25 protein-coding genes are annotated in these 26,797 nt (G+C 55.5%); 6 read left to right on the forward strand and 19 right to left on the reverse strand.

Annotation, left to right across the window (positions count from 1 at the left end; genetic code table 11):
• Positions 1-77 precede the first annotated feature (77 nt).
• The 19 genes from HZB34_02855 to HZB34_02945 all read right to left on the reverse strand — a co-directional run bounded on the left by HZB34_02855 (position 78) and on the right by HZB34_02945 (position 17,159).
• Entirely contained in the window at positions 78-1,223 is a 1,146-nt protein-coding gene (locus tag HZB34_02855; GenBank protein ID MBI5314889.1) for an aminopeptidase P family protein, read from the reverse strand.
• Between the two features lie 40 nt (positions 1,224-1,263).
• Entirely contained in the window at positions 1,264-4,620 is a 3,357-nt protein-coding gene (locus HZB34_02860; GenBank protein ID MBI5314890.1) for an AsmA-like C-terminal domain-containing protein, read from the reverse strand.
• A 261-nt stretch (positions 4,621-4,881) separates the two neighbouring features.
• Complete coding sequence (locus HZB34_02865; protein MBI5314891.1) at positions 4,882-5,628, reverse strand: hypothetical protein; 747 nt, start codon at positions 5,626-5,628, stop codon at positions 4,882-4,884.
• 22 nt (positions 5,629-5,650) lie between these two features.
• Positions 5,651-6,160 carry a peptidylprolyl isomerase gene (locus tag HZB34_02870; GenBank protein MBI5314892.1) on the reverse strand — a complete coding sequence of 170 codons (510 nt, stop codon included), beginning with the start codon at positions 6,158-6,160 and terminating at the stop codon, positions 5,651-5,653.
• Between the two features lie 18 nt (positions 6,161-6,178).
• Positions 6,179-7,093: a hypothetical protein gene (locus HZB34_02875; GenBank protein ID MBI5314893.1), complete on the reverse strand. Its 915-nt coding sequence runs from the start codon at positions 7,091-7,093 to the stop codon at positions 6,179-6,181.
• A 358-nt stretch (positions 7,094-7,451) separates the two neighbouring features.
• Positions 7,452-8,225: a twin-arginine translocase subunit TatC gene (gene tatC, locus HZB34_02880; GenBank protein ID MBI5314894.1), complete on the reverse strand. Its 774-nt coding sequence runs from the start codon at positions 8,223-8,225 to the stop codon at positions 7,452-7,454.
• A 48-nt stretch (positions 8,226-8,273) separates the two neighbouring features.
• The gene (locus tag HZB34_02885) at positions 8,274-8,516 is read right to left on the reverse strand and encodes a YdcH family protein (protein ID MBI5314895.1); all 243 of its coding nucleotides are present in this window, start codon (positions 8,514-8,516) and stop codon (positions 8,274-8,276) included.
• A 22-nt stretch (positions 8,517-8,538) separates the two neighbouring features.
• Complete coding sequence (rimI, locus tag HZB34_02890) at positions 8,539-9,075, reverse strand: ribosomal protein S18-alanine N-acetyltransferase (protein ID MBI5314896.1); 537 nt, start codon at positions 9,073-9,075, stop codon at positions 8,539-8,541.
• A 61-nt stretch (positions 9,076-9,136) separates the two neighbouring features.
• Entirely contained in the window at positions 9,137-9,907 is a 771-nt protein-coding gene (tsaB, locus tag HZB34_02895; GenBank protein MBI5314897.1) for a tRNA (adenosine(37)-N6)-threonylcarbamoyltransferase complex dimerization subunit type 1 TsaB, read from the reverse strand.
• A 163-nt stretch (positions 9,908-10,070) separates the two neighbouring features.
• Entirely contained in the window at positions 10,071-10,940 is an 870-nt protein-coding gene (locus tag HZB34_02900; protein ID MBI5314898.1) for a hypothetical protein, read from the reverse strand.
• Positions 10,924-12,285, reverse strand: coding sequence for a DNA repair protein RadA (radA, locus tag HZB34_02905; GenBank protein ID MBI5314899.1), 1,362 nt, complete (start codon positions 12,283-12,285; stop codon positions 10,924-10,926). Before radA ends, HZB34_02900 begins: the two co-directional genes overlap by 17 nt.
• A 385-nt stretch (positions 12,286-12,670) precedes the next feature.
• Entirely contained in the window at positions 12,671-12,994 is a 324-nt protein-coding gene (locus tag HZB34_02910) for a hypothetical protein (GenBank protein MBI5314900.1), read from the reverse strand.
• A gap of 1 nt (position 12,995) precedes the next feature.
• Positions 12,996-13,274: a toxin gene (locus tag HZB34_02915; GenBank protein ID MBI5314901.1), complete on the reverse strand. Its 279-nt coding sequence runs from the start codon at positions 13,272-13,274 to the stop codon at positions 12,996-12,998.
• A gap of 484 nt (positions 13,275-13,758) precedes the next feature.
• Positions 13,759-14,622 (reverse strand): hypothetical protein, encoded by an 864-nt coding sequence (locus HZB34_02920; GenBank protein ID MBI5314902.1) that lies wholly within the window; start codon positions 14,620-14,622, stop codon positions 13,759-13,761.
• Positions 14,623-14,950: 328 nt separating this feature from the next.
• Positions 14,951-15,418 carry a thioredoxin-dependent thiol peroxidase gene (bcp, locus tag HZB34_02925; GenBank protein ID MBI5314903.1) on the reverse strand — a complete coding sequence of 156 codons (468 nt, stop codon included), beginning with the start codon at positions 15,416-15,418 and terminating at the stop codon, positions 14,951-14,953.
• 32 nt (positions 15,419-15,450) lie between these two features.
• On the reverse strand, positions 15,451-15,933 hold the full coding sequence (locus HZB34_02930) for a tetratricopeptide repeat protein (GenBank protein ID MBI5314904.1): 483 nt from the start codon (positions 15,931-15,933) through the stop codon (positions 15,451-15,453).
• Positions 15,920-16,195, reverse strand: a complete 276-nt coding sequence (locus HZB34_02935; GenBank protein MBI5314905.1) for a DUF507 family protein — start codon at positions 16,193-16,195, stop codon at positions 15,920-15,922. Before HZB34_02935 ends, HZB34_02930 begins: the two co-directional genes overlap by 14 nt.
• A gap of 91 nt (positions 16,196-16,286) precedes the next feature.
• Positions 16,287-16,568 (reverse strand): DUF507 family protein, encoded by a 282-nt coding sequence (locus HZB34_02940; GenBank protein ID MBI5314906.1) that lies wholly within the window; start codon positions 16,566-16,568, stop codon positions 16,287-16,289.
• A 207-nt stretch (positions 16,569-16,775) separates the two neighbouring features.
• Positions 16,776-17,159, reverse strand: coding sequence for a hypothetical protein (locus tag HZB34_02945; protein ID MBI5314907.1), 384 nt, complete (start codon positions 17,157-17,159; stop codon positions 16,776-16,778).
• Between the two features lie 105 nt (positions 17,160-17,264).
• Here HZB34_02945 and HZB34_02950 point away from each other — a divergent pair, with 105 nt between their 5' ends.
• The 6 genes from HZB34_02950 (at position 17,265) to HZB34_02975 (ending at position 26,795) form a co-directional block, all read left to right on the forward strand.
• Positions 17,265-18,071 carry a ribonuclease H-like domain-containing protein gene (locus tag HZB34_02950; protein MBI5314908.1) on the forward strand — a complete coding sequence of 269 codons (807 nt, stop codon included), beginning with the start codon at positions 17,265-17,267 and terminating at the stop codon, positions 18,069-18,071.
• Positions 18,068-18,832 (forward strand): serine/threonine-protein phosphatase, encoded by a 765-nt coding sequence (locus HZB34_02955; GenBank protein MBI5314909.1) that lies wholly within the window; start codon positions 18,068-18,070, stop codon positions 18,830-18,832. The genes HZB34_02950 and HZB34_02955 overlap by 4 nt, the downstream gene beginning before the upstream one ends.
• Positions 18,833-18,957: 125 nt before the next feature.
• Positions 18,958-19,827: a nuclear transport factor 2 family protein gene (locus HZB34_02960; GenBank protein ID MBI5314910.1), complete on the forward strand. Its 870-nt coding sequence runs from the start codon at positions 18,958-18,960 to the stop codon at positions 19,825-19,827.
• Positions 19,828-19,901: 74 nt separating this feature from the next.
• Positions 19,902-20,906 carry a hypothetical protein gene (locus tag HZB34_02965; GenBank protein MBI5314911.1) on the forward strand — a complete coding sequence of 335 codons (1,005 nt, stop codon included), beginning with the start codon at positions 19,902-19,904 and terminating at the stop codon, positions 20,904-20,906.
• A gap of 308 nt (positions 20,907-21,214) precedes the next feature.
• Positions 21,215-25,405, forward strand: coding sequence for a PilZ domain-containing protein (locus HZB34_02970; GenBank protein MBI5314912.1), 4,191 nt, complete (start codon positions 21,215-21,217; stop codon positions 25,403-25,405).
• Positions 25,406-25,577: 172 nt separating this feature from the next.
• Positions 25,578-26,795, forward strand: a complete 1,218-nt coding sequence (locus tag HZB34_02975) for a hypothetical protein (protein MBI5314913.1) — start codon at positions 25,578-25,580, stop codon at positions 26,793-26,795.
• The last annotated feature ends 2 nt before the right edge of the window (positions 26,796-26,797 follow it).

Raw genomic sequence — 26,797 nt, forward strand, 5'->3', positions numbered from 1 at the left:
GGACGTGAGGCGTAAAACGTGAAACGTCAGGCGTAAAACGTGTGAAAGCTTTTTACGCCTTACGCCTTACGTCTTGATCAGCCCAGCTCGAACGTCTTCGGAGAGTTCGTCAGATTGCGACATCCGTCTTTGGTGACGAGCACCATGTCTTCGATACGGACTGCGCCGAGTCCGGGATAATACAGGCCCGGCTCGACGGTCACAACGTGGCCTTCTTGGAGCAGCGATCCGGTGCGGCTAATGCGCGGCATTTCATGGATGTCGAGTCCGACCCCGTGGCCGGTCCCGTGAAAGTAGCCCTGCATGCGCCCATTGACAAGCCCTGTCTTATATCCCGCCTTTTCAAACCGGCTGCAGATGCCCTGATGAATTCTTTTTCCATCTGCCCCATCTTTGATTTTTGTGATGGCCTCTTCCTGTGCATCCAGGACGGTCTTATACAGCCGCTTCAATTCCGGACTCGGGGTCCCGCGGACGACGGTCCTGGACATGTCGGCAAAATACCGGTTGGTAGCGGACCGGGGAAACACGTCGAAGATAATGCTGCGATGAGCCGGTAACGGCCCACTACCTTCGTTATGTGGATCACAGGCCTGCTCCCCTCCCGCGACGATGGTATGTTGCGCGACACAGTCGCACTCCATTAAGTTGACATTGATTAGCTTCTTGACTCGCTCCGACGTCAGCGGTATGCCCTCGAACCATAGTTGTCCCTCGTTGATCGAGGCCCGACGAAGCATGTCATGGGCGGCTGTGACGGCCTGTTCGGTCGCACGCTGAGCTGCCTCGATGCAGCGGACTTCTTCGGCGGTCTTGACTACACGTTGTTCGTAGAAGGGCTCCTTCTTCGGGTGCAACTGATATCCCAGGGACTGGAACTTGATGGCATGGCCGAAAGGAAAATTGGCAGGGACTCGGATCTGTGTGATGCCGGCTTCCCGCAACAAAATGTGGACGACCTCGACCGTGCCTGGCTCGGCAATGCCCTGCGTCTTTGCCCTCCCTTCGACCTCCGAATACGAGAGTACCCGATCGACGGACGATTGGCTCTTTGCCCGGTCCATCTCGAGGTCGCTCATCACCAGAATCCGCTCCCCTTTAATCTCCAAATAGATAAAGGGGTCAGGCGCAATAAACCGCGTCGCATAATATAGATTCGCGTCGGTCTCGCTGGCTGCGATGAAGACCGTGGCATATTGAGATCGAGCGGTAGATGACGCCATAGGGAACCCGTTGGGAATCTAGCATGGGGTGGGGGGTCGGTCAAGGCGTGGAGGGAACCGGTTCGGGCGCGGGAGTCAATTCCTTCCTCTCATCCTTGACTTCGTCTGGTGTCATCAGGTCGATCGGTAACATCAGCGTGTTCTTCAAGATGTCGAATGCAAGTTGTGCCAGGCCCGTCACACCGGTGGCAAATGACTTCATCGGCAGATACGTCACGTCCGGATCCTCTATCGAGCCCTTCACAGCAAACAGCGCCGTGGCAATGCCTTTGCGATCACCGGCAAAGAGCCGTCCAAAGAGCGGAATCGTCTTCAGGAATTGAGAATAGGATCCAAACGGGCTCACGGCCCAGACCATGTCGACTTGATCCGTCGGCAAATCGTAACTGCCGGCAGCCGTAATCTTGACGATCGGGCTATCGATGATCAGGTTTTCAGTCTCGAAGAGCCCGTTTTGCACAAGAATCGTCGCGGTAATCTTGTCATAGGGCAGTCCCTCTTTTTCCAGATCCACCTTCCCCTGTAACACAGCCGGCAAATTCAGAATGCTGATGATTTTCCAGATCGCCCGTTCTTGCGATTTCAATATACGCCCGTCTTCAATGAGGAGATCAACCTTGCCGTTCAACGTAGGATATAGCCCGTGGGGATTCCTCCCATGGCCCCGGATCGTCCCTGTTATCCGGGCTTCCCCTGTCGCGATTCCCGCTTTCGGGCCGAACAATTTCAGCACATCTTCGACCGGCAAACCTGTCGCCCGAAGCGAGATTTCAGCGTCGGCCGGTTGCTTGCGCGGCAGCTGCACCACGACACGACCGGCCACTTCTCCATTGGGGGATCGGCCGGATACACGATCCAGATCGAGCACACCGTCTTGAATCATGACGCGGGCGGACAGGCTCCCGAATTTAATATGCTTGTAATGACCCCGCGCCATCGACACAGTTGCCTGGACCTTGCTCGTGGCTGCAAGGGTTTCCAGAAACTCGCGAATGGGCGACCGTTCGCCTTTTGGGATTAGGAGGTCGAGATCCATTTGATTGGACTCTATCTTTGTTGTAATCACGGGTTTCACTGCCCAGTTGCGAATTGTGCCTTCCAGGGTGACATCGCTGTCGCGGAGGCGAAACGACAATCGTTTGATCTCAGCTACGTTCTTCACTAAGTGGGCCCTCAGATAGAGATCCTGGATGGGTCCCTCGACCCCACTGACGTTCATCAGGCCATTGGTTAATGCAAGCCACCCGGTAGTCCGCCAGGTTTTCCAATCAAAACCCTTTCCCTTCATGTCGAGCGACAATTCGATATTCCCAGCTTCAAACCCTCCCTTTGCAATCCATTCCGGCACGCGGGACAACGACAGCGTGCCGGTCGAAAGCGCCGCATCGATGGAGAATCGTTCGCCCAGCTGTATTTTGCCTTTGACTGGCAGTCGGATTGGTGGCACGATCAGCTCAAGTCGATCGAACAAGACCCCGGGGCCCTGGGGAGGAAATATCCCATCGAATTCCAACGTCGCCTGCGCACCGATCGGTTTTTCGACCAGACCGGGAAGCGTCACTTTTGATTCGGTCAGGACGACCTCGCCCCGCATATGCGGGGACAGTGTCGGCCCGGTCAACACGACAGCGCCGTTGACCAAACCCTCGACGACCCCTGTTGAAACGCCTTGCGAGGGCAGCATCTTAACCATATGGTCCGCATCGCCATTGACCCGAACGAGGAAGTCCTGAAAGGCGCTGTTCTTGCCCCCCGTGATGCCACCACTGATCTGCAAGGCTAGATCGCCCAGCTGTCCCGTCACCTGATCAAACTGAGTCCCGCCATCCGACAGCACGAACCGGCCCTGCAGCGCTGTCAACCGCTTGGGCAACAACGGATTGGTTAGACTAAGCTGCTGCACTGTGATCTCTCCGCCAGCAAAAGTGACGCCCCCAGGCTGATTAAGCGGGCCGACCATACGAAACGTGAGAGTGGCATTGCCTTCGACCTCACGCGAGTCGGCCAACAGACGCGACAGCTGTTCCGACGTGATAGTCTTCGAAAGAAACTGGAATAGGTCTGCTGCGGTCATTGTCCCAGTAATATCCATCTCAAGCCAGGGACCCGCCTCTAAAAATGAAACGAGTGCCTTACTCTCTTTCATCTGGATGGTGCCATAGAGTCCGCTCAGATTCGACACCTTGAGGCGTCCTGCTTCGACCGACACCAGCGCGGCCAGACCCGTAGCAGGGACACGACTCTCTCCGATCAAGGCTTGCCCTTCCTTCACACGGAACTCCCCCGTCATCGACAATTGCGGCCCTGCCACCACAGACCCCATGACAGTCGCCGAGATCATCTCCACCATCCCGTCAATCTCACGATCCTTGATCACGGCCGCGAGCTGCGGATGCACCCATTCAGCCGGTAGTACTGTGAACAATCGGCTTAATAAAACCGGGGATGCCGAGAGAGTAACGGCAAAAGTCGGCTGAGGCGTCAATAGCCCGGCGAGGCTCGCTTGACCCGCAAGCTCCATCTCCTCAAGATTCGTGGATAATTCGGACAGGACCACATCGTAGCCCGCGACACCGGGAACAGCTCGAACGTGACTACGCATATGCACAGCACCCTGCAATGGCTGAGGAGTCGGGTGGGATCCGAAGAATTCCGCCAATTCTCGAAGATTCAGATTTGCTACGTCTAGCAGGCCCTCGAATTGTAGGGTGGTCTCAGAGGCGGAAGAGTCGTTGCTTGACAACGTCTGCCGCTGGGCAGCACTGATCGTTCCAGCCAGAGAGATAGTAGACAAACCCTTGTCGCCCGCCTGACCGGCAGAGATTTTCAGGTCGGCCTGTCCCCGTTCGGCTCTGATCAGCAGTGATACATCCACCGACTCCAGTGTCATCGACCTTGTTCTGTCCGGACGTGCATCGTCGATGATTATCAATTTCCCATTTACCAATGTCGCTTCGCGAATGCGAAAAATACGGCTGATGGCTTCCACCGCATCCTGATCGGCCGAACCTCCATGAGCGACTTGATCGAGAAGATTCCAATGCCCCCCACGGTCTCGCCGAAGCGTCAAAGTCGGTTCTTCGATAAACAGCCGCTTCCCCACCACCTGTTTGCGCAGTAGCGGGAGCAACCGCAAGACCACATCGAGCTTTTGGACCGATAACAGGACGTCATCGGAATTTCGATCGTGAATCGCGACTTGCGTCAGTTCCAATCGGATGCGGGGGAACAGGACAAGCTTGATTCGATGGACATCAATCTTACGCCCGATACTCTGTTCCAGCTGCTGGAGGAAAAAATTCTTCAGATACTCGTCGCCAGGCAAGAACACCAGCAACGCGCCGCCGCCGACCAGTAAGATGGCAATCAAGGCGACGACAACACGCGTTCGAACCACTCCTACTCCCTGGATCGATCATGCTGGGTGGGTAAAGTGCATCCTAGTCTGTACTTGATCGGTCATCTTACCGAATCAACGGCGTGAAAGCTACTAAGTCTGTGTCTTGACAGGGAATTCTGCCCATCTCCTATCCCCTGTTTATCAGCATGAGAGTTCAGCAGCACCCTCATTCACGCCCTGCGGCCTTGCATGCGATGAAAGACTGACCCCTTATGGTAGAGGTTACGGCTTCGACAAGAGGCGAGGGAGATAATGGTGTTATTGATTGCTGTGATACGAAATAGGGACGGACAGAGTTTTTGTCAGATCAATGATGAGTTCGTCATTCTTGTTGGCCAACATGGTGTCCCAGAGGCTGTTTTGTTGCGAGATGGTTGCATCGGCAGGATCAAAGTACAGGTAGAAGCCCTTGGCGGCCGTCGGTCGCATGGGATAGCGCCGATCGTAAATCATCCCATACGTCGGGATACCATAGGTAACCTGCCAATTCCCCAGAATGAAATGCATGTCGGTACCATGGATATAGACCCCTCCCGTCGTGATGAGGCGCTTGACGGACGTTCGCGGCTGACTCAGGTAGAATGTCACACGTTCGGTCGGTCGAGCCAGGGCGAACGCTTCTGAGATCTGCTTTGATAGGAGGGCCAGTTCTTCTGGAAGAAATACCGGCACCATCGGCGCCTCGCCTTGCAGCCATATCTGTAACCAGACCCGATGTTCTTTGACCGAGATGCTGCGAAGGATTCGAGCCATGTCTTCGACCCCTATCGCTCGTGGATGGGCATGTGCGCTAGGGGGCCATTCCCGCAGCACTGAATCATCCAACTCCAGCCGAACATAATTTACGGGATCTTCATAGACCGCCCGGTATGGCACCACGGGAATGGCGCATCCTGTGAACATGAAAACCAGTAAGGCGTAAGGCGTGAGGCGTGAGGCGATGGCCCTGAACGCAATCCCCACGTGAGCCGGCAGTCCATTGTCGCTTCGGTCTAACCCCCCCACGCCTTACCCCTACCCCCTCACGCTATTCTGTAACTGTGACTGTCAACTCGACTCGTTCGAGGGGGTTATCCCGGCCATCCCTCTTCATATTGACAACCTTGTCCGCTACGTCCATTCCACTGACCACTTCACCGAATGCCGTGTACTGCCAATCGAGAAAATTCGCATCTGCGACGCAGATAAAAAACTGCGAGCCGGCACTGTCCGGGTCGTTAGAACGCGCCATGGACAGAACACCGCGTTTGTGAGGCTTACTGTTGAACTCAGCCTTGATTTTGTAGCCGGGCCCCCCCATACCGTGCGACGCCCGGTCAGAATTTTTGCTGTTGGGATCGCCACCCTGAATCATGAAACCGGGAATAACCCGATGAAAAGTCGTGCCGTTATAGAAGCCCTCTTGGGCCAGCTTTGTAAAATTCTTCACATGCCCTGGTGCCACATCGTGAAACAGTCGCAATACAATATCGCCCAGCTGCGCCCCCTTGCTGCTGACGGAAATAGTTGCTCTGGTGTTCTCTGTCGGCTCTGACATCGTTCTATCCTTTCTTGGTTAGCGAAAACGGAAGGGAGATGGCGTATTCATACTTTCAAGGCCTTGATTGATGGGGTTCCAGGTCCGTCCGTCGTCGTCGCTTCGGAATGCCCCGTCGCTCGTACCGGCATAGAGCACTCCCGCGCCTGACTCTATCAAGACTTGAACAGCCATACTGGTCAACCCTTTATTGAGCGGAACCCACTGGCGTCCCCGGTCGGTTGTTTTGAAAATCCCGTGCCCGGTCGCAACGAACAGCCCTCTGCTGTTAAACAAAATCCCGCGAATTGAGTCGTTCGGGAGTGCCCGGCTAATGGGCTGCCAGGTGACACCCCCATCGACACTCAGAAACACGCCGCCACCGAACGTGCCCGCATAGATACCGCCTGCGGGATCGATCGTCAAGACTCGAATAAAGTTTTCCGTCATCCCTTCATGATCTTTGAGCGCATTCTGCTGTCGAACCCAGCCAGTCGATTGCGCCTTAAATCGTACAATCCCTTTCCCAGACGTCCCGGCAAACAGAGTCCCGTCTGATGAGAGAGCCAATGTATGCACGAGGATATCGTCCAAACCTGTGGTCACAACAGACCAACGGTCGGTGGCAGCAAGTCGATAGACCCCATCACTGGTACCGGCGTATATCCCATCGCCAGCAGCAAGAAGAGCCTTGATTTCCAAACGCTTGAGTCCGCTATTGACCGCTTGCCAACTTTTCCCTCGATCTCGCGAACGAAATACCCCCCCGCGGAAAGTCCCGGCGAAAATCGCGCCATCTTTCCCTGTCGCAAGGGCAAGAATAAACGGATCCCCCACACCCTCTCCCGATTTCGTCCAGGTGGCGCCACGATCCTCACTGCGAAATAGGCCGAGGCCGAACGAGCCGGCATAGACGAGGTCGTTCCCGACAGCCGTGAGTGCCTGAATACTCACGGCCTGCTGACCGATAAACTTAGGCGGAGGGTGGCTTTCCCCATGATCCGGAACTTGCTGTGAAGAGGGCGGGACCGGCGTAGGAGCTTGCGTAGCAGCTCCCGATATCCCGCTTACGCTCCAGATACTCAGCGCAAGAACAGTCGCTATAATTCGAGCCCGCATCATCATCGATCCAATCACCCCTGCTTACCCCCGCAGAATGCTCAAAAAGACCGTCCAGCAAGGCTGCGGCGTCTGAGGAAGGCTGAGGTTAAGGTTGAGGTTGAGCAAAGATCTGACTTTCCTCCCCTTCTCAACCTTAGCCTCAGCCTCAACCTTAACCTTCCCTTCAGTGGCGGACTTTTTCAGCATTCTGCTATCGGATCCTCTGCCCGGCCGGTCCTATCGGCAGGTCAGGGTCGAGGGGCAATTTAACCTCGGTCGGGCTGGCTCGCCCAAAGATACGTGCGCCGATAATTCCGATCTCGTACAACACCATCAAGGGTATCGCCATCAAAAGCATCGTCACAAGCGTCGCATCCGGCGTGACGACGGCCGATAGAATCAACGAGGCCAGAATCGCATACTTCCGATACTTGGCAAGCACCCGGCCCGACACGACACCGACCCGTGCCAGAATGGTGAGCACCAGCGGCAATTCAAACGCACAGCCGAAAATCAGCAGAAATTTGACGTTGAAATCGATATAGGTTCCGACGCTCAATTCCGGCGTCACATCGTGATCCATGCCGAAGCTGACGAAGAAGTTGATGACCAGCGGGAGAATGACAAGATTACAGAAGATTAATCCGAAGGCAAAGAGTGCCCCGGCCAGGACAAACAGCGGAATGCCCCAGCGTTGCTCCTTTGGGAGCAGCGCTGGTTCAATGAACTTCCAACACTGATAGAAGATGACTGGCAGGCTCGCGATAATAGCCGCCAGCAGCGAGACCTTGATCGAGGCGAACAGAGCCTCTGTCGGTCCGTAGAATACCAGCTGATTGGGAAACGGGCGATTCAACCACGCAACCATTTCGCCGGAAAAGGTGAAGGCCACCAACAGGGCCACGACCATCGTGGCCCCGATGATGATCAGTCGCTTCTTGACGGTCTGGATATGTGCGCCAAGGGGATTGAGAATCTGTGCCATAGCTCCGGTCCCAGTTGTCGACTGATAGCACCCTCACGTTACCGCTCCTCACTGTGGAGCTGCCTGCAGATCGTGGTCTCGACTGACACGGATCAGTTCGGCCATTTGGTCTTTCTTTGCCAACTTCTCTTTGTGCAGCTGCTTCATGGACAGCTCTTCGGCGGGAGTCAGCACGTGACGCTTCTGTAATTGGATCAGTTCCAGGTCCAGACGGTGGTGAGCCTCTTCCAGTGCGCGAAATTCGTGACTGGATTCACGCAACCGTTCCGCAATCATACTGTCTGTCAGCATGTCGCACCTCCTGGTTATGAAATTACTGCAATGGCCTGATACCTTCTCCTTCACAATCCACTTCGCCGGTCAATCGACCTGACTCCAATACAATCGGATTCAGTTCCATGAGCAGCGCATCTTCTACGGGATTCGTATAGTACGCCGGCCTGATTGTCCCGCCGCGAAACCCAAGACTGCGGTAGAGACTATGCGCAGCCTGGTTCGATGCCCGCACTTCGAGGACCGCCCGCACCGCCCCTTGTGCCAGCCCAACGTCCAGAGCCTGCAGAACCAAGGCCTTGGCGATCCCCTTATGCCGCATGAACTCAATGACTGCCAAATTCATCAGTCGTACTTCCTCGAAGACAACCCAGAAACACAGATAGCCGACAGTTGCAACAACATCCGCCTCGCCCTGTTGCACCCGCTTTGCCAACAGAAAATGCGCAAATGGATTCCCGCTCAGTTCTGCCTCCAACATTTTGCCCGTCCAGGGGGCCGAGAAGCAAGCTTCTTCGATCTGTAGAATATCAGGGAGAGACTCGACAGTCCCCGGCTCAATGATCCAGTCGCCCACGCGCCATCTCCCTTCGGCTGGAGCCACACACATCTCTCTCAACAACGGGAAAAGATCCGATTCATGATTCGCGTTTTACGGGCCTGCGGCCAACCTTTCTTGCGACCCGCTCCTGGCGTAGAACCACCGGCGACAGGCCGCCGGACTCTTCGTACTTCAGCTCTGCAGCCGTGCGTTGTATATAGAGCGGACTGATACCGGTTTCTGCATACTCACGCCGTCGGAGCCGCTCAATCCCTGCCAACCCGATTGAAACGGCCGATGGTCTCAGGGCTGAGTCCGGCGCCTCGGCAATTGTGGTTGAGGAAGGTATCGACGCGCGGATAGCCTCCTCTTCGGTCGTCCATCCTTCTCCGAAAACGAGAGCCGAGCCGCGAAGACTACCACCCAGCATGGTCGCCGTTCCCACCTGTTCTGAGATCACTCGCTCCAACTGCCCATCATCGGTCCAGCGAAACAACGCCCAATACAGCTCGCCGCGCCGACTGTTGAGGACGGGGCAGAGCGGCTTCGATGTCCCTCTGAGATTCCAGGCCATACCCTCCAATGTCGGCACTACTGCCAAGGGAAGCTGGCTGATCGTCCTGAACCCTAGGACCGTGGCTAAACCGACACGAAGTCCCGTGAAAGACCCGGGGCCGATTGACGCAACGAGACCATTCAACTGGGCAAGGGCCAAACCAGTTTCACGAAACAATCGATTGATCGTCGGCAACAACGATTTGGCATGCGATCCAGCCGCATCCTGTTCGTGGCAGGCAAGGGTCCGCGACCCATCAAGGATCGCGACACTCTGCCACGAAGTGGCCGTCTCGACTGCCAATACCTTCATTGCGCTTACTCGTCTACAAAAAACTATGTTGGCACCGCCCCGCAGGATGCTCAAACTGGTTTGTTTTGTTTATCTGGTTCATCTGGTCTGTCTGGTTTAACTAAACAAACGAGACAAACCAAATAACAGTCTTTTTCTGCTGGAGGACTCTTTCAGCATCCTGTTAAAGCTGCGCAAGATCGGTGGCGCTCACCGGTTGATTCGGAATCATCTCGTGAAAAGTGACCTGTACGCTCCCCTGCCCCTTCCCATCTTCCAACAAAATTCTAAAAGGTCGCAGCAGCTGTCTCTCGCCAGCACTTAATGCTCCCTCTCCCTGACCGATCGGGCGAAAGTCCTCATATTGAATGGTCGCTTCCACGGCACCCGACTCCATCAACCGGTCTTCACGAACGACCAAGAATGTCTGACGCTCAAACCACAGCCGCCGCCGCATGAACTGCGTCCCATTGAGAGAGGGGCCGGACACCTCAAAACGGTAATGGTCCCCCTCTTCCACAAGAACGGCTGTCTCGTCCTTCGCGATCGTGCCGGTGCCCAATACGCCACCCATCGCCCATACGCTCAATTGAAATGGCCGAGCGAGCTTTCCCATTTCGCTCATGTCGGACGGATCGCCGGACAGGACACGGCCTATGGTCGGTAGTCGTAACCTAAAATAATTATTCGTTTGGACAAACTCGAAGAGCTCACTGCCGACCGCCGTAAACCCGCGCAGTCGCATGGCGCTTGGACGGCGATAGTACAACGCACCCTCCACCCGTGACGCGATGGGAATGATCCCTCCGCGCACCTTTGCGCTAAAAAGACCTTTCATCGTCTGAATCGCTGCCTCCCGCTGAGTCAGCAGTGCCGTCAGCTCCTTCACCGTCGCCTGCTTGAGCTGCACCTCCTCGCGCGGCGTAAACAGCGTACAGCCGGATAAGAAGGTAAGAGCTACCAAAGCCATGGCAAGAGAAATACTGACGGAAGAACCTTTGGCGTTCTTTCTCTTCCCACCGCCACCTGTCGCTTCTCTACGCCAGAACCACATCCAATGCCTCCCCCACCTCGCGTATCCCGATCAATTCAATCCCTTCAATTGGCTCCAGCTTGGCCAGATTTCGTTCCGGCATGAGACAGCGCTTGAAGCCCATCTTAGCCGCTTCGCGAATCCGCATCTCAGCCTGACTGATTGCGCGCACCTCACCGCCGAGCCCGACCTCACCCAACACCAACAGCCCCGGTTCAATCGGCACTTCGCGCAGACTCGATGTGACCGAAGCCACGATACCCAAATCGATGGCCGGCTCGTCGATATGCAACCCACCCACAACGTTCACGTAGACATCTTGTCCAGCCAAATGCATACCCAGCCTCTTCTCCATGACTGCGAGCAACAGCGAAACCCGATTCTGCTCGACCCCATTCGCCATCCGTTTAGGCATCGCGAAGCTCGTAGAGGTCACCAACGCTTGGAGTTCGACCAGAATCGGTCTCGATCCTTCTAAGCTGGATACTACCACCGATCCCGTCGTACGCTGAGACCGTTCCGCCAGGAACAACTCGGAGGGGTTGCTCACTTCTTCCAGCCCGGAGTCTTTCATTTCAAACACACCAATCTCATTGGTCGAGCCAAAACGATTCTTCACCGCGCGAAGAATACGGAAGCTGTGTCCCTTATCCCCTTCAAAATAAAGCACCGTATCGACGATATGTTCCAACAGTCGAGGTCCGGCGATCGCTCCATCTTTGGTGACATGTCCGATGATGAAGACCGGCACACTGCTGCGCTTCGCGTACCACATCAATTGGCCCGCCACTTCCTGCACCTGGCTGATGCTGCCGGGGGCAGACGTGATCTGTTCCGTATAGACGGTTTGAATCGAGTCAACGACCACGGCGGCAGGCTGGATCTGTTGAGTGGCTTTGAGAATCTGTTCGAGCGAGGTTTCCGCCAGGATCAAGAGATTGGGATGCTCGATGCCGAGCCGTTGCCCCCGCATCTTGATCTGTCTTGGCGATTCCTCTCCAGACACATAGAGGACCGGTTCCTCTTTGGAGGATAGTCGCGGAAGCGCCTGGAGCAAGAGGGTCGTTTTCCCAATGCCGGGATCGCCGCCGATCAGGATGACCGAGCCGGGAATGACTCCCCCTCCTAATACCCGGTCAAATTCGCCGATCTGCGTCAGCCGCCTGTCCTCCCCGACCACTTCGATGTCGGCAATCGGTGTGGCCTTCGCCGCCCCCATCTTCATCGCAGCAGGCCGTCCCTTGCCCGTCGGCGCCTGCCGTTCTTCTTTCATCGTATTCCAGCCGCTGCAGTCCGGGCAGCGCCCAAGCCACCGAGGCGACTGGTGGCCGCAAGCTTGGCAGGAAAAACTCGTCTTCGCCTTCATTCGGAGGAGCCTCAATAAAAAGGAAATCCAACGCTCATCTTAATGGAAAGAGCTCGCTAAAGGAAAGGCGCGGGCAAGGACAATCGGCCTACCCTTCATGCTCGCGCACGCGTGGCCTCAGAAGGAAGGGAAGGGTAGCCTGGCCGTCCTCCTGCTCGCGGAACGCGCACGATAAGAATGTGCTCGTTCGACGCGCGCAATAGAGGATCGACCAGGCCACCCTTAAAATAAAATGAGGAATTGGGAAGCCGCGCGCAATGGAAGATCAATCCGCCCCCATCCCAGAAGAGGTCACGAGTAAGCTTATATGGAGCACGAGATGGATTATGGTCGACGCGGATGATGTTTCGGGGAGCGGTCATGCTGGAAAGCGTTAACGCCCGCGCTAAGCAGCGGCGCGCTTGCGCGCGGTCCGGCTTGAGCGCGTAACGATACGTGATTGCGTCTCGACGAGACGACCCGACACAAACTTGTGGAGCACGCTCGTCATAAGTGTCTGGTAAGGAACCCCCTCTTCCGCGGCCTTGGCTTGCAGCCCCTCAAGGTCTCTCGACGAGATTCTAATATTGACTCGCTTGTCCTTGAGCAAGGTGGCTTCCGCAGCGGCCCGGAACCGAGCAATTTCGCCCTTCTGGTTCCGAACCGGCTTCCATTCTCCGCGCTCGAACGAAGCAAGAATTTCTTCCTCCAACAACCGTTCGGTGCTCATGTCATTTGCCTCCCGATACAAAATCCCGAGTTGCCTTACGGCTCGGCATGATGCTCTTTAAGAAAATCTCCTCTTCGTTTTCAACATAAGGAACGAGATAGGCGTAATCGCGTATCCGCACAACGAGCATCTTCTGGTGTCCATACTTCGCCCGGTTCGGGTGGTCCATGACCCTGAGAAGTCCACCTTGTGAGATCGCGGACAGAACCTCCTCGAAAGACACGCCGCGTTCCGCTTTTAGCGAAAGACTCTTGTCGGCGCTCCATCTGACGGGCTTCACGCCTGAGATCATACACCTGTGTGCCTTATGTACTCAAGATGTATGACGGCTGCCCTTGTGGTGACCCCCCGCCATGAAGGGAATACCTTCGCCGCTCGACATCATTCCAGGCAACTGCACCAGGTGGCACAGAGTGAGATAACACGCCTTGGAATTTCCTGCCGAAGGCCTGTTACCCCCTTTACATTCAAAGGCCTCTTTCCTCTTTTATTCACTCCTTCACCCAGAGCGAAAGGTGTCCCGACAAGCGGGCGGCCAGGTGGCTCCTCCACTGCGCGTGTCGAACGAGCACAGCTTTACCGTGCGCGTTCCACGAGCAAGGGGAGCTACCTGGCTGCCCGACCTCTTGTTTTTTGCCTCCCCCACTCATGCGCAAATTGTTCCGCAACAAGCGGGTGACTGGACCGTCCTTCACTGCGCGCATCGAACGAGCACATTCCCATCGTGCGCGTTCTGCGAGCAAGAAGGATGGTTCAGTTACCCGCTACATTTTCTTCCGCACATCCTTCCAATCTTTCGCAACCTTCGCCTTCCTCGGTGCCTCGCCTTTGGCCGGTTCCGGCACCATCACGGCTTCGAGGCGCCGCTGCAGAAACGCTTCAGCAAAAACCTTCGTACGCCCAATCCCTGTCTTGAGCTGCTTCCATCCTGCCAGATGCATTTCATCGAGTTTTGCACCTAATGCCTCCTGATCAGACGGCAGCACGAGAATGTGCCCGATTGGAAATTTCTGATCTGTAAGCCACTGTCTGGCATGGGCATTTGCCTGGTCTCTACTAGTAGCCCCCTTCTCCATGGTCACCACATAGAGCACGTTGTAATAGAACTGCGTCAGCTTGCTGAGCTCTTCCGCAGCGTCGGGCATCGGGCGTCTAACCTCCGATTCTTTTCCAGGCTTGATTACGGTCGTTCCTTCTCCGACGGCGCTGTCCATCAGCGCCGCCATTTCAACTGCCACGATCGGACTGCGCCGTTCCCACACGGCCAGATTCCCACCAGCTTCAGTCAGGGCGACTCCGGAAGTGGTCCCCGCACGCACAGTGAAGGGGACAGCTCCTTTGGCCTTTGGGGTATAGGGCAAGGAGGCCCGGCCATCGGTTCCCGTCATCGCAGTCGCAACGACATTACCAGCGATGAACAGCTCAAGAGGTTCGCCTCCTGAACCGGCCTGTGCCAAAGGACCAGTTTTTGTGACTGTGGCAATGATGGTGGCAGGCTGATTGGGAGCGGTGAGGCTATCAAGAACTGTCAAGGTTCCGGGAACCTTCTCCGCCGCAGAGAGGGTTGTCGTGGCAATACAGAAGAAAAGGATAGTAAAGAAACCGGCTCTGCGGAAGAAGACACTCATAGGCCGCACAGCCACATAATGAGTCTGTGAAAACACTATTATGGCGCGATAGAAACTGAATCACCCACTGCGGGCTCTCACTCTACTAAGGGGTGGCTGGGATGATCCCAACTGCGCGCATCCATCGCACTCGCACACCCACTGGCGCACCGAGACGCGCCCTTAGCCTGAGCGAGGGCCTTCCGATTCACCATGTCTCTATGAGGGAGTGGCCAAGGCTGCCCTCAACTGCGCGCATCGAACGAGCACAGTTTCATCGTGCGCGTTCTGCGAGCACGGAGGGCACCTGGCCACCCCCTCTCTCTTTTTTCAGCATCCTGCCATGAGGTTAGGCCTTCAGGGCCGCTAGCACCTCATCCACATGGCTGTTGACCTTGACCTTGCGGAAAATCGCCTTCAACTTGCCGGCTTGGTCGATCACAAAGGTGCTACGCTCGATGCCCCAATATTTCTTGCCGTACATGTTCTTTTCTTTGTAAACCCCATAGGCTTTCGCAGCAACCTTATCTTCGTCACTGAGCAGCGTAAACGGCAAGGTAAACTTCTTGATGAATTTCCTGTGAGATTCCTGGCCATCAAAACTGACACCGAGAATCACGCCACCTGCCTTCTTAATTAACGCTTCGGCATCGCGAAAGTCACACGATTCTTTCGTGCAGCCAGGCGTATCGTCTTTCGGATAAAAATAGAGGACCACCTGCTTGCCCGCAAAATCCTTGAGACTGACAGGGTTGCCCGACTGGTCTGGAAGAGACAAGGCGGGAGCCTTACCACCGACTTCAAGCTCTTTTACCATATTCGCACACCCCTTCTTAAATCTGCCTGCAACTATCGCGGTCCTGTGCCGGGGCCCATGCCTGGCCTGGTGGCTCCTGGTGGAAGTAGTTGCTTTTTCTTTGGCGCCTCCACGTTGCCGTAAGGCCGGAGCGCGGGCGAGTCCCAGATCACTTTGTCACCAGGGGCGTAGTTGGCCGCTTCCATGAACTGTTGGCGTGCCTGCGCCGTATCACCCAAGGCATTCAACGCCAAGGCGTAGTTATAGTGTGCCGGTCCCGATTGAGGAGCAGTTTCAACCGCTTGGGAAAAATAATTCTTGGCCTCATCGAACTGCCCCGCTTGGTAGGCCTGCATCCCCTGTTCAGTCAGGACCACCGCTTGCGGCTTCACTCCCGACTCAAGGGCCAGCGGAACCCACGGCTTCTCTTTAGTTTTGAAACAAGCGGCCACTGCAACGAGCATGAAGGCTGCTCCCAGTATGGACAGAGCTTTCAGCGCGACTCCGCGTTCCAACGACATCTCACATTTTTGCATGTTTCCGCGTCTCTTCCTCAAATGTTTTCCGATAAAGCACCTCCCACTCCGCGCTGCCCTCGACAATCCTGCGCGAATAGGAGGCCAGCTTCGCCTTAACTGTTCGATCGATCTGCTCTTCCTGTGCCAGCTCAGATGCGAGCACCCGCTTGATCTCCTTCAACACCCGCCCCTCATCGGCTTGTACCGTCACCAAAGGGCTCCTCTTCACGACCTGAAGAATGACGTGAGAGAGATGACTGATCTTCTCTTCGCTCAACATACAAGACTGGTTAGGGGTGAGGAGTTAGGCGTAAGGGGTAAAAAACTAACCCCTTTTTTACCTTACCCTTTACCCCTCACTCCTTACCGCATCATAAGACGATGCCTCGCTCCTTTGCGAGCTTGCCCTTCACCATCGTGAACATCCTTTGAAAGTCCACGTGCCCTCGCTCGATGTCTTGCTCATAGGCTTTCAAGAGCTGCCGTACTTCGGCATTCAGGCGATCTTCAATCGACAACTCCTCAAGAATTGCATGATCGATCTGCTCGACGAAGGCCTTGAGATCTCCAACGATCGCCAGATGCCCCTCCTGCTTCAACCTGGCGGCGATCGACTCCGACATGTGGCGAATTCGTTCTTTCGACAAGCGCATAACTAGCAATCCGTGGAAAAACTATATCGGCACGAGAACTTTTGTTGTCCGCACATGTACCACAACACGAGCATGTTCCCGTAGGATGCTCAAACAGTTCGTCCAGCAAGGCCGCAGCCGATGAAAGCACCGGAGGCGTAGCCTCTTGGCTACGTTGAGGATGCTTTCGAGGAGAGAACGACGCTGGCGGACTGTTTCAGCATCATACTAGATCCGTTCGATGCGAATAGTCGATACATCCATCACACGCCGCAATACAGAGGAATCCCCGAGAATTCGTCCGATGACATTGACACGGTCGGCCGGGACAGGATCCTGCCCCATACTCATCGGTGTGCGTCCAAAGAAAATTGCCAGAACTTGCCCGCCCCCCCAGAACGCAACATCGCCGACTTTGACATGGTTGGTCGCCGTCTCTCGATGATCCTTCACGCCGTCCACCTTGCAATAGAACTCCTCGCCCCACGTGTTAACCGGACCTTCAACCGGCAATGCGGCATAGACTTCCCGTGCTGTTTTCGTGGGCTTGAGTTCCGCGTCGAGCTGTACAGAACCGACCGTGATGCGAATCTTGTTGGGTGGATCAGCCATTGAATTCCCACCGGTGCACCCGGTGGCCATAAGATGAAAACCCGCTCAGGTCGCGGACTTTAGCTTGTTTATTGAGTGAAATCAAGGCTACAATGTCCCGCTGATATGCTCACATCATCCTTCGTGCTCCTCAAAGGCATCGGCCAAAGCTCCGAACGCCGGCTCTGGCAGGAATGCATTCTTGATTGGGCTTCATTCATCCAATCTTCGATTGTGCCTGGCATCTCCCCCACCCGAAAAGCCTGGTATGACCGTGAGCTCGCCACAGCCCAATCTCGCCTCGAAGAAGGGGACGCGCACTTCTTCGGCACCTGTTTGAAAAGCCGCGAGCACTGGCGCCTCTTCGAGACGTTTCGCCATCGCACACTCTATCTGGACATCGAGACGACAGGCATGTCTGCACGAGAGGGGCATGTGACTGTAGTCGGATTATATCGCAACGGCCACATGACGAGCCTGGTCCACGGGGAATCACTAACAGAGGACCGATTACAGACGGAATTGGAACAGACGGATCTCCTGATCACCTTTTTCGGCAGCGGATTCGACATTCCCTATCTCCAGGCGAAGTTCCCCCGGCTAAATTTCAAAAAACCCCACTTCGATCTGTGCTTCGCGGCACGCAGGCTCGGTCTGCAGGGCGGGTTGAAATGCATCGAGCGTGAAGTCCAGATTACGCGCGAGACCGACGTGGTTGGACTTGATGGATGGGAAGCCGTTCGTCTATGGCACCAGTGGCGCGCAGGAGACGAAGCCGCACGCGATCTGTTGCTGAAATACAACGCGGCCGATACGCAAAATCTGGAACCGCTGGCACTATTCCTCTATGACCAGATGGTCGCGAGATTCGGCCCGTTGTCTGTGGGATTTCCTCCGACTCGCCATCGAGAGCCAATGGGAGTCGCTCCGTGACACAACCCCTGCAATGGGCCGGTGTCGGCCGGACAGAGAAGGGACATGTTCGCGCATCGAATCAGGATGCTCTGGCCCTCTTGAATGACTGCGGCGTGTGGATTGTGGCAGATGGGATGGGGGGGCACCCAGCCGGAGGGCTTGCTGCTGAAACCGCCGTAGCCGAGGCTTCGCGACGGGCTCAACAGCGGGCAGCCTGGCTCCTCGACCATTCCACTAAAACTGCCGAATTCGTTGCAGACCTCGTGACAAGCGCCAACCGGCGAATTCACGATCTCATTCTGGAGAAACCGTCCTTGGAAGGGATGGGCACGACCTTCATCGCCTTGACGATAACGCCGGCATCACCGCAAGTTGCTCACATCGCACACTTGGGCGATAGTCGCGCCTACCTCTATCGAGCGGGCGAACTCAAGCAATTGACCCGCGATCATACCTTGGTCCAGAAATTTGTGCAGCGAGGCTTGATCGACGCGCTTACGGCACTCACACATCCTGAGCGTCACATCCTGACCAAAGGCCTGGGGATGGGCGTTGACATGAAACCAGAGCTGACCTCGACGCCGGTCACTCCGGAGGACATCATCATACTCTGCAGTGATGGACTCACGAAAATGTTGGATGACGTATCCATCGCATCGATACTTTCCCGTGCAGGGGGCGATCCCGATCAGGCCTGTCACAGCCTGACTGAGCAGGCTCTCGACAGAGGAGGAGAAGATAATGTAACCGTGATCGTTGTCGCATGCCTTCGTCGCTAAACGAGCCCCCAGCTTCTTTGTTGACATGAACGCGCGACCCGTGTAGTTTGACAAATGAGTTGCCTCAGAGTCGGATTCACCACTGGTTGCGAACCACAGAAGAAAATCAGTTCATCGTTGGAATTATGAAACTCGTTCTCACGAGCGCCTTCATCGTGCTCCTGGGCCTGGCACACACGTTTGAAAGCCGCGCAGCTGACTCGACCGATCCGGAAACAACGATCCGTACACTCGTTCGCGCAAATGCTGAAAAGGATCTCGCCACGCTTTCTCGCCTCATGGCCCACGATGCCGACATAACCAGCTACACCATCGCTGGGCGCAAGTACGTGGGATGGCCGGAGTTCGAGCGTGAGATGCGGGAGGAATTTGACTCCGTCCAGAAGCTTGAGATCCCAATCCACGAACTGAAGGTCTGGACCAAGGGCGATCTCGCCTGGTTTACAATGGAACTGGACTACATCCGTTTTGTCCGGGAAGGAGCGAATCTAAAGAGAACCGTTCTGCCCCTCAGAGAAACTGGTGTGCTCGAACGTCGTCAGGGGCAATGGATGCTCCTGTCGTGGCACGAGTCGTTCAGAACGATCCAGCTTGGGAATTCTCTGGCTCAACAACCAGCGCCCGCGGCGTCGCAACATTTGGTTAGCAATGGGACGTCCTCCGTTCCTGATCTGAGCGGAGGGTGGGATATCCTCGAGGTAGAAGATGATAAACGCTATACGGCCACATTAGACAAAAACGGAAATGGCACCTATACCCAGCATGGTGGGCGATTTGTCACCACGAAGTATGCCGACCGTCTCTGGCAAGGCACCTGGCAGCAGCCAGGCAATGATCGCGAAGGGGGCTTTGAGCTATTGCTTTCAGAAGATGGCACTCAGGCCAAGGGCGTGTGGTGGTATTCGCGATTCGGTGCCCAGAAGAATATACCTCCCCGCGAGCACGGCGGGACCTATGTCTGGAAACGGATGACCCAGCCCCCCACTGCCCAATGACAGCGTACCCCACACACGCGTACGAAGTTCACAACAGATATTCGTGGAACTACTTTTTACTCTTGGGAGGCTGTATGCGTTCTGTCATCTTTACTATACTCGTGGGCCTCTGCCTGGTTTCCCCTGTCCTCGCAGACAGCGGGCATCACCACCATGCCGTGCCCACGCTCACAAATAAAACCACGACGACCATGGCCATTCGGGACAATACGGTCACTCTCACCTTTGGCCCGATCGATCTGCCAGCCAGTCACGGTGGAGACCTCGCGGCATCGATGCCCAAGCATGCCTTTCAGTTACCAAAAGATATGTATATGGTGGGGTATAAAACTGCCGTCTTCACGAAGGACGGGACACCGCTGCCCAAGAATTATCTCCACCACATCCTGATGCTCAACAACAGCAAACCAAGCGTGTCCTGTGAAGGTGAACCATTGTTCTTTGCCGGGGCCGGGCTAGAGATGACCGAGACCCGATTCCCTGCTGGTTATGGAGTGAAGCTTGCCAAAGAGGATCACCTCACGTCGATCGTGGCCTTTTATCATAAGGCGCCGGTCACCAAGGATGTGATGGCGACCTTCACCATGTATATGGCGCCCGAAGGAATTCCGGTCAAGGAGATGGATGTCTATCAGGTAGGCGTCAATATCGTGTGCTTCAGCAAGTTCGCTCAGCGAGGCCCAGAGCAGACTGATGAAGGCATCGAAATTAACACCGGCGTGAGGGTCCACACAGCCCCACTCAAATTCTCAATGGATGGTTGCGTGAAATTTGCCTACCCGCACGGCCATGACGAACTCCTCATGATTGGGCTGGACAATACGACTAAAAAGCAGACCCTCCTACGAACGGTTCCCGATGTCGGTCCGGACGGAACGTTTCTCGAATTCAAACCCCATCAAGTCTACAGTGACAGTCACGGGTTTCCGGTGACCAAAGCCGACGAGTACGAAATGGTCATGGTCCATCACCATCCCTTGCAGAAAAGCGAGCCTCAACATGGCATGGGGAATTATCTGCTGTACATGACTCCGGGGGCTTGTCCGGCAACAGCTGCTGCGCCACTCGCCAAGAATTAACGACCATACCCGGAAACCCGCCATACCTGCCCCCAACATGCGGTGAATTCCGCACTACTACTTCCCAGCACAAACGCTTCGTCTTGATTTGACTTCGTTCAATTTTGTTCGTTACCCAAGGCCCCCTACCAAAGAAGGAGGCCTCTCGACTCACGTAGACTGGGTTTCTTACCTCCGCCTATGCTATTCACATTTCTATCATTAGATGCGTGCGGAATAGATTGCCTTCGGAGCGTGACGGGGGAACCTCGTGATACCACGCTGGGACCGGGCTTGCTCGGATGCCCCGAGAACACAGGGATAGTTCGATGCTGCAGAGTGAGCCGATCACCATCCTGATTATCAGCGAACAGGCTGAGTCCATCAAACTTATTACCATCGGGCTACGCGGTTTTTTCCCCGGCTGCTTCGTGGAGGTTGCGTATTCTGCGGAAGAAGCCAGCATGTGGACTCGGCCGAACAAATGGGCCCTCATCCTCATCGATGAAGAATGCGTCGCCGGAAGCCAATCGTCTCTCTACGGCGAACTGAAATCTCGTGCGCCACACGCGGCAACTCTGCTACTGAGTGATCGTTCCGAATCATCCTCGGCGCTTCAGGCGCTTCAAGCCGACGTCGATTTTTTTCTCTCCAAGAAATCTCCGGCCTTTCTCACCGAACTCCTATTCTGTGCGAGAGAAGCCATCGAGAAACATCACCTGAAAGCAGCCCTGGATCACGCGCAACAACGCTACCGTCGACTCATCGAATCCCTCCGTGATACCACCGCCTATGAGCTGGATGACACAGGCTGTTTCTTGATGGTTGGACCTGGCATCATCACGCTATTGGGCTACTCCCCCGATGAACTGATCGGATTGCCCTATACCACCATCATCCCTCCAGACCAAGAAGCGGTGGCTCGATATCGCTTTAACGAACGACGCTCTGACGCGCGGAGCGCCAGCCGCGTTGAATTAACCCTCCGGAGAAAACTCTCACAGGACAATAGATCTCTGACTGTTATAGCGGAGGTCAGCGCCAGAGGGCTCTATGACTCCCTTCGCCGATTTGTCGGCACGGTGGGGCTGATCCGAGATCTTGCACAATCCACACAACAAGACGCCACGATCCATCAACTCCGGCGAGAGATCCAACATACAGATGCATTGCTCGCCCAGGCCAAGCGGGTCACGTTATTATCCCAACAGTTGCACGATCCATTGACCTCAATGCTGGCACAGTCTCAACAACTCCTCACCACGATTCGCGATACACACCTGGATGACCGAGTCGAAACACTCATCAGCCACGCCACAGAAGCGGCGAAATTCGGCACAGACTTGGCCCAGGCCATCCAGGAGACACCGGATGGCACCGTAGGAGACACCATCAACGACATACTTGACGATGTACTTCTGCCTACAACTCCGACCGTCGTGGATAATGCTGGCATCATAAAGCAATTCTCCTCGCCCCTTCCCTCTTTACTCGGGGAGCGCGAACAGGTCATGAAACTTGTGCGGTCTCTCTTGAGCTATGCACAGAGCTACTTACGAACGGTCGGCCGTGCACACCAACTCATCGTGAGCACACGCGCCGTGGGACCCTCCTCTATTTCAACGGACGAGCCCTCACTCTTCCCCCTCGCGCCACCAACAGAAGTCGAGGTCGAGTTGTTTGAATCTGACAAAATCTGGCCTGTATCCCCGACTACACTACCCCTTTCCACTGATCTCCTTGAGTCGTACCAGATCGTTCGCCAACTCGACGGCGTCTTAGATGTGTCAGCACCCATGCAGGGTCCCCTTCGCATAGTTCTCCGTCTGCCACTTGTATCGCACCTTCCCCTCGCAATGATTCCGCCGCCAATCTCTCTCTCTACCGCCTCGCCTGCACCGGTTCCCCAAACTGATCACGTCATAACTACAGCTGTCCCTCTAGTCGATTCCGTCGAGCCGGAAAAGGAACGGCGTCATTCACCTCGGACTCCAACCACCCTGCCTGCCACCATCACCATCGGATCATCGACATGGAGCGGCACCGTTTCTAATATCAGTCTCGGTGGCACCTGCATCACCCTTCCCGGCGATTTCCCCACCTTTCCACCACAGGACGCGTATCTTGTACTCAAGACTGCCGTGGGAATACTCGAACTGCACGGTGAGACGCAGGAACGGGCCATCTGGCCTCTTTCCGGAACACCGATCTCCAAACTCGTCGTCGTATTTGATTTACCAAAACGAGAAGAAGCTGCTGTCCTCGCCTCGCTGATCCAGGCGGCGAAGGAACGGACGTCACCCTTCTCCCTTGAAGTAGTACTTGAAGCAGGGCCGCAACTCGAATGGGCTGCGGTGAATCCCCCCGTACAAACCGAACAAGAATATTTTGACCGGCGCGAGTCGGTTCGAGTAGGGGTTTCAATCCCGGTCAGACTGGATGTCATCGACCGCACCGGTCACTCTCATCGCCTAGCAGCACTGATGGTCAACTTCAGCAGAGGCGGTGCCTGTCTTCACCTGAATGCTCGCCCTGAGCTTCTGAGTGGCCTTGCCACGCTCCACTTCAACGCCACACAAACCCCGAGCCACCCTGGAAGCCATGAACCCAGCGTACCGGAGTCCCCGCTTCCCACCGAGATCATCTGGTCGGCGCAGCCCCCCGTAGCACCCAACGAATTTCGCCAACCAGGGTCCGACCCTGCCATTCTGGTTGGCCTCCGCTTCCAGGGTCTTACACCATATGCTGAACGTGAGGTGACCCGTGTCATCCGACAACATCTGACATCTCCAGGCGAATCGGGAATCGCCTCGCAGCAATCGTTAGTCGTCAGTATTCCGCGCGAGTGTCGGAGCCCCCGAGGCCAGACGATTGTGATGACCGACGACCACCTTCGCCAGTCGCTTACTCCGAACACCCCTGTCGTGATCATCGCTCCTGGTTATGGCCAAACCGCCTTGGATGCCATAACCTTGTCATACTTTCTGGCATACCACCAGCTACGCATTTTACGTTATGACCATACCAACCACGTAGGACTCAGCGACGGTGAACTGCAACAGACGACGTTACGAAGCATGCAGGCCGACCTCCTTAAAGTCGTAGAATTCGTCCAACATACGTGGCCGACCGCTCCCTTGATTGTCATGGCAAGCGATGTGACCGCACGAGTCGCCCTCAAAATGGCGGTGCAATCCCGTCCCCTTGACCTGCTTCTCCTGATCAATCCGGTTGTCGATATCCAGGCCATGCTCATGACCGTTCATGGTCATGACCTCGTGGCTGACTACCGGTACGGACTCCGACGGGGCATCGCAAACCTACTCGGGCTCAACATCGATGTCGATCGATTTGTCGGCGATCTCATTGCCGGCCATTTCACAGATTTGGCCTCCACAGTTGCAGATCTGCGCCTACTTCGCTCTCGATCCGTCATCGTTACGGCCCCCAATAGCCTCCTCGGACCGTTGCCTCCGGCGGACCTCCCGCAGGCTTTTCTCACTGCTTTAGGAACCCACACCAGGCTGACGACAGTCCCCGCCCAGCTGATCAACCAGGACCTGCCGCTCAATGAGTCATGCCTCCAAGCCTTTCAGCAGGTCCTGGAACAAATCGCGTCAATCGTCTCACTACCGACCGTTTCGGCCGACTTCCGTGCACAGACCCATTACATGCCAGCTCGTCAACAGCGCATCGAGATGGAGCGTACCCGTCTTCGGCACAATCTCTCACAGATCACACGCGAGGCCTTGCGGATCGCGTATCTCCAGCAACTTCCCCAACTTGGAAACCTCCGCGAGCACTGGCATCTTTTGGATAATCTCTATCGGCTTCTTAGCCCGCTCGAACCGGGCTCCATGCTCGTCGATGTAGGAGTCGGCCAAGGAGATCTAATCCGGGCCACGATGATCAACCAGACCTACCGCGCGAGGCAGCGCGGATGGAGCCAGGAGCAGCCAGCTCATATGATCGGGCTGGAATACTCCCATGACTCGCTGACACAGGCTCGGCAGAATTTTCGTGACTTGCACCGAGAGCTCAACCGTGACTTTGCGGGAACCCTTACCACCAACCCGCCTCTCACCACTGACTGGATCAACACAGATTGGATGCACGGTTTGCCCATGAAGGACCGCTCCCTCCATCGCGTCGTCTGCAATCTGTCACTCTCCTTCGTCCCCTCTCCAGTGGCCACGATTCGCGAGTGGTATCGTGTGCTCCGCCCACAAGGACGCCTGCTACTCACGGTCTTTCACCCGAATAGCGACCTTTCAGTTCTCTACCGCCAGCATCTACACAGAGCACATCAGGATGAATTTGGCCCACAAGCCCAAATTGTCATTCAATATCTTGGGCGACTCCGGGAAGCTATCCGGCATGGCTTGCTGCATACCTTCGACCAGTCCTCACTCGCCTGGTTTCTCAGGCAAGCAGGTATCCCCCTCATACCCCGTATCCTTCCCGTGCTCGATGGGCATGCTTTCCTGGCCATCATAGAAAAAGATAAATCCACTAGCTGAACGTCCCCTGCCCGTGTATACTTTCGACTGTACATCTTTGAACACATAACATTTCATCCCCAATTTGGATGTCTACAGGCTCCTCACAGAGTAGCCGCGCTCCCTGTTTGTTATGACCTTACACTCTCAGCACACCGACAGTATGGCGCCGTCCTCCAGCGAGCTACTGGACATGGTTGCCATTTTTGCGGCGGACCTGGGATCCATGACCGACCTGACGACCCTTGCGAATCGGATTATTCAAGAAATCTGTCGTGCGGGTTCCACGACCCATGGGGCGTTATTCCTCCTCGATCGCGAACGTGAATGTTATCGCCGAGCCAGCATGGTCGGTCCGATCGCTTCCGCACTGATCCCTTCGACCCTGGCCGTGACCCATCCGTTGCCTCGACATCTATCGGCAACCAACCGGATCATGACACAGAGCGACTCGGTTGGAGCCCTTCACGATACTCTCCCTGAAGCTGGGGCACGTGCCGCCATGACAGCCATGGAGGCCGCACGCATCGTGCCACATCACAATAAAGGCCGCCTGATTGCCTTCTCAATTCTCGGCAAGGGACTCCCTTTGGGAGACAATACTGTACTGGGTGAATCTGTGCTCGCCGCCCTGGCACAAACTGCTACAAATGCGATCGACACCATTTTGCTACACGATGACCTCCACCGTTCGCACACGCTCATGAAGCGGACGGATCGGCTCAAATCACTTGAAACGATCGCCGGCGGTTTTGCCCATGAAATTAGGAATCCCCTCACCTCGATCAAAACTTTTATCCAACTGGCCCCTGAAAGAAAAGATGACCCCCATTTTATCCAGAGTTTCAGCAAAGTCGTCCTCGACGATGTGCATCGCATCGAACGGCTGATCCAGGAAATTCTCGACTATGCTCGCTACATGGAACCCCAACTGACAGACGAAGACTTCAATGACATCGTCGCCTCTTGCCTGTACTTCATCGATGTCAAGGCAGACAGCCATGGGATCAAGATTGAAAAAGAGTTGGCCTCAGACCTTCCTCGTGTCATGCTGGACCGACAGCAGATCAAGCAAGTCCTGCTCAATCTTTTTCTCAATGCCATGGCAGCGATGGAAAAGTCCGGGGGGACGCTACGCGTTCAAACACGCAGGCTGGTGAAGGCGGAAGGGAATGTGTGGGCCCACATCGAGATCGAGGATACCGGTGAAGGAATCCAGGAGGCGAATCTCGAACACATCTTCGATCCATTTTTCACGACAAAACATGAAAGCGGTGAACACGAGGGGACAGGACTTGGCTTAACGATCGTCCATCAGATCATTCAAGAACATCACGGCGAGATCCTAGTAAAAAGCTCGGTTGGTGCCGGCACGACGTTTTTTGTGAGCCTGCCCGCGCTACCTGCATAGCC

The organism is Nitrospirota bacterium, assembly GCA_016219645.1.
Taxonomy (GTDB): domain Bacteria; phylum Nitrospirota; class Nitrospiria; order Nitrospirales; family Nitrospiraceae; genus Palsa-1315.

What these genes read in the sequence shown, in the direction of transcription:
- HZB34_02910 (MBI5314900.1), bottom strand. Translation starts at nt 12,994, where the DNA reads ATGAGCACCGAACGGTTGTTGGAGGAAGAAATTCTTGCTTCGTTCGAG.
- tsaB (MBI5314897.1), bottom strand. Translation starts at nt 9,907, where the DNA reads ATGAAGGTATTGGCAGTCGAGACGGCCACTTCGTGGCAGAGTGTCGCG.
- HZB34_02950 (MBI5314908.1), top strand. Translation starts at nt 17,265, where the DNA reads ATGCTCACATCATCCTTCGTGCTCCTCAAAGGCATCGGCCAAAGCTCC.
- HZB34_02965 (MBI5314911.1), top strand. Translation starts at nt 19,902, where the DNA reads ATGCGTTCTGTCATCTTTACTATACTCGTGGGCCTCTGCCTGGTTTCC.
- HZB34_02930 (MBI5314904.1), bottom strand. Translation starts at nt 15,933, where the DNA reads ATGCAAAAATGTGAGATGTCGTTGGAACGCGGAGTCGCGCTGAAAGCT.
- HZB34_02855 (MBI5314889.1), bottom strand. Translation starts at nt 1,223, where the DNA reads ATGGCGTCATCTACCGCTCGATCTCAATATGCCACGGTCTTCATCGCA.
- tatC (MBI5314894.1), bottom strand. Translation starts at nt 8,225, where the DNA reads ATGGCACAGATTCTCAATCCCCTTGGCGCACATATCCAGACCGTCAAG.
- HZB34_02935 (MBI5314905.1), bottom strand. Translation starts at nt 16,195, where the DNA reads ATGTTGAGCGAAGAGAAGATCAGTCATCTCTCTCACGTCATTCTTCAG.
- HZB34_02900 (MBI5314898.1), bottom strand. Translation starts at nt 10,940, where the DNA reads ATGTGGTTCTGGCGTAGAGAAGCGACAGGTGGCGGTGGGAAGAGAAAG.
- HZB34_02870 (MBI5314892.1), bottom strand. Translation starts at nt 6,160, where the DNA reads ATGTCAGAGCCGACAGAGAACACCAGAGCAACTATTTCCGTCAGCAGC.
- HZB34_02945 (MBI5314907.1), bottom strand. Translation starts at nt 17,159, where the DNA reads ATGGCTGATCCACCCAACAAGATTCGCATCACGGTCGGTTCTGTACAG.
- HZB34_02970 (MBI5314912.1), top strand. Translation starts at nt 21,215, where the DNA reads ATGCTGCAGAGTGAGCCGATCACCATCCTGATTATCAGCGAACAGGCT.
- HZB34_02940 (MBI5314906.1), bottom strand. Translation starts at nt 16,568, where the DNA reads ATGCGCTTGTCGAAAGAACGAATTCGCCACATGTCGGAGTCGATCGCC.
- HZB34_02960 (MBI5314910.1), top strand. Translation starts at nt 18,958, where the DNA reads ATGAAACTCGTTCTCACGAGCGCCTTCATCGTGCTCCTGGGCCTGGCA.
- HZB34_02975 (MBI5314913.1), top strand. Translation starts at nt 25,578, where the DNA reads ATGGTTGCCATTTTTGCGGCGGACCTGGGATCCATGACCGACCTGACG.
- HZB34_02920 (MBI5314902.1), bottom strand. Translation starts at nt 14,622, where the DNA reads ATGAGTGTCTTCTTCCGCAGAGCCGGTTTCTTTACTATCCTTTTCTTC.
- bcp (MBI5314903.1), bottom strand. Translation starts at nt 15,418, where the DNA reads ATGGTAAAAGAGCTTGAAGTCGGTGGTAAGGCTCCCGCCTTGTCTCTT.
- HZB34_02885 (MBI5314895.1), bottom strand. Translation starts at nt 8,516, where the DNA reads ATGCTGACAGACAGTATGATTGCGGAACGGTTGCGTGAATCCAGTCAC.
- radA (MBI5314899.1), bottom strand. Translation starts at nt 12,285, where the DNA reads ATGAAGGCGAAGACGAGTTTTTCCTGCCAAGCTTGCGGCCACCAGTCG.